Source organism: Paraburkholderia sp. UCT31 (assembly GCF_014397655.1).
Lineage (GTDB): Bacteria > Pseudomonadota > Gammaproteobacteria > Burkholderiales > Burkholderiaceae > Paraburkholderia > Paraburkholderia tuberum.
In genome coordinates this window covers 1-2,795 of the sequence record NZ_VZQP01000149.1, presented here as the reverse complement: position 1 = coordinate 2,795, position 2,795 = coordinate 1, and the positions used below count along the sequence as shown (strand labels likewise).

Sequence of the window (2,795 nt, the reverse complement as noted above, 5' to 3'; positions counted from 1 at the left end):
CTCGCGGCTACACGCGCTTCGCGACGATGCGCACGGTCCTCTTTCTCGTTGCTGGCAAGCTCGATTTCTCCGGCTTCAACCCGCATGCCTCGTGAGCCCCGTTACCCACTGCATTTTCAAAAGAGCCAGAAAATGGCGAGATGAAGGAATCGGCCGCCTGTCTGAACGACCGCGCGGAGAACCGTCGCCAGCCGGCACGCGAGCGAGCGTCGAATGCGCGGCTTTCGCGGCCCAGATCGCCCTGCCGCAGATCGCGTGCCGGCGGTTTCGACGTCTTCGCCGGCCGCGCCGGGCGCCGGCGTTTCGAGATCCGGCGCAGATGGGCAACCAGACGCACTTCACTCCCGTCAACGGTCACGGTCAGGCTGAAGTGGCCGGTTTCGCCGGGCGCACTCGCGCCGGGTTGTCTCCTGCGGCGAGCAGCGACGGGTGAAGCGCCTGCCGGCGGGCACGTGCGACGAGCTGCGCGCGACTCATCCCGGGCCAGCAGTCCGCGTCCAGCCGCTTCACTGCCGGCGGCAGCGACCCAGGAGCGTAGTCGGCCGGCGTCCGAAGAAGGAAAAGTGAGAGCGTTTTCGAACTAAAAGTTGTAGCGGCAGCTACCGCCAAAGCCGCAACCGCTGGTTGCGTCGTATGCTGAGCCGCTGCGCGAACGGTTGAGGGGGCAACCCGTTTCGCCACCCGTGCTGAACACAGCGCGTCCCACTATCACTTCTACTACTTATTCTGCAGTCTCAGCCGCGCCGTCTCAATTGACTGGTGAAGTTTGGCCTGCAACGTCTCACGCGACGGCAGCACGGTCAGATATTCCGCGACGTGAATCCCGCTCTTGTCCAGTTCGAGCAGTTCAATCTGCTCCTGTTTCTTTCCGGCGCAGAGGATAATGCCGAGCGGCGGCAATTCGTCCGGCTCCTGCTCATGCTTTGCGAGCCAGCGAAGATAGAGTTCCATCTGGCTTTTGTGTTCCGCCTTGAAAGCGCCAAGCTTCAGTTCGACGGCCACCAGCCGTTTCAACTTGCGGTTGTAAAACAGCAGGTCAATGTAGAAGTCGTCGTTATCGATCTGTAGCCGCTTCTGGCGAGCCACAAACGTAAAGCCGGCACCGAGCTCAAGCAGGAATTGCTCCATTTCCCGGAGGATAGCGTCTTCGAGATCCTTTTCGAGGTAGTGATCGTTCAGGCCGAGGAAATCGAGCACATATGGATCTTTCAGCAAAACGTCCGGCTGCACCCGCTGTTCCTGCCGCAACTGCGCCAGATCATGCTGAATGGCTTCTGCCGGCTTGCGTGAAATCGCGCTGCGTTCGAACAGCATCGAATTCATCCGTTCCTGCAGTTGCCGCGACGACCAGCGCTCGAGCCGGCAGAGCTCCAGGTAGAACTCGCGCTTCAATGGGTCGTCGATATAGATCAGCGCCTTGATGTGCGTCCAGCTCAATTCTCTCCGCGCTGCGGAGAGAATCGCCTCGTCCGTGAAAATCTCCGCGGCACGCAGACAATGCCGCAGTTGCTGCTCACTCCAGCCACGGCCATAGTCGGCAGTGAGGGCCTGTGCAAGCGACGCAATCACCTGCTGCCCGTATTCTGCACGTACGCCGCCCAGCACCTCGGCGTGGATGCAACGCCCGACCCGCCAGTACAACAGGGTTAGCTCGGCGTTCACGGCTGCCGCCGTGCGCTCACGTGCCGAATCGATCAGGAGCAGCGGGCGAAAAGTTCATCGTCGCCGGCGCAGTGACTATCATGTAGATGTGGTCCGTGTTCACGGCGCGCGACCACACACGGGGCAGAGGCAGGGCTGGCCGCCCGTCTGTGCCCTGCCAGGACCGGGTCCGCGGCACGCGGGCCGTTTTTCTGCGATCTCGTAATCCTGCCAGGTCGTCGTAGCCGCGTTATATTTAATCGGTTAAATCGGTCGGTAAGGTTGGGGGCGCCTCGTCCAATGCAGGCCGTCGCCCGTTCGGCTTCATCAGAGATGGCAAACCAGGGTGGCCATCCGGAAGAACTGCCCGACCTCTTACCGCAATTCCTGCCCGGGAAGAATGCCGGCGGCAAGCGAACCCGGCCGACCGGATGTGCCCGGTCTCACGCGCCGTTAACAGCATCCTTGAAAGCCTTGCCCGCCGTGAACTTGACCGTCTTGGCCGCAGCGATCTGGATCTCGGCACCGGTCGCCGGGTTGCGGCCGACCCGCGCCGCACGTGCGCCGGTTGAAAACGAACCAAAACCGATCAGCTGCACCGTCTTTCCCTTCGTCAGTTCGCCGGTGATGGCCGCAATCACCGCGTCAATCGCCTCGCCCGTGGCGGCCTTGCTGTCTCCGGTCTTCGCGGCGATTGCATCCACCAGTTCCTGCTTGTTCATGGTTTCGTCCCTGTTCTGGCTGTGAAGATGTCGTCACCCTACCCGATTGGCCCGCCTTCGAGCAATCGACACGCAGGACTCGCACCGCGTCAACGGGGAAATGATAATCCGCGCCCGGTCTGATTACGGCGTCGGCGGAGCAGGAAGAGTTGCCGACGCTATGTCGATGCGCAAACGCCCCATCCCTCTCAAGGGTGCCCGCACGCCAATCCGTGAAGATGCTTTCGCGAAAAACGCATCGTGAGACCCGGCCATTAGGCTACCGCCGCGTTAAAACTGCCCGCGGACGGCCCAATCTGTCTTCAAACGGTTGTGTCGCGATAAGAGAAGTGAGGCGCGCGCACTCCGGTATGAATAGGAATGCTTACATGATCAGCGAATAGAATTGCACGGCCGCAGTTTTGATGTCGCGCTCGTCTTGCATCTGCCCTT

Annotated in this window: 2 protein-coding genes; both read right to left on the bottom strand. The window is 61.3% G+C overall.

What is annotated here, in order from left to right:
* Window positions 1–717: 717 nt before the first annotated feature.
* The gene (locus F6X40_RS41200) at window positions 718–1,704 is read right to left on the bottom strand and encodes a YhcG family protein (protein WP_187631850.1); all 987 of its coding nucleotides are present in this window, start codon (window positions 1,702–1,704) and stop codon (window positions 718–720) included.
* A gap of 380 nt (window positions 1,705–2,084) precedes the next feature.
* Window positions 2,085–2,363 carry an HU family DNA-binding protein gene (locus F6X40_RS41195; RefSeq protein WP_187631849.1) on the bottom strand — a complete coding sequence of 93 codons (279 nt, stop codon included), beginning with the start codon at window positions 2,361–2,363 and terminating at the stop codon, window positions 2,085–2,087.
* Window positions 2,364–2,795 lie beyond the last annotated feature (432 nt).

Coding starts and splice junctions, on each gene's coding strand:
- F6X40_RS41195 (WP_187631849.1), bottom strand. CDS start 2,363: ATGAACAAGCAGGAACTGGTGGATGCAATCGCCGCGAAGACCGGAGAC.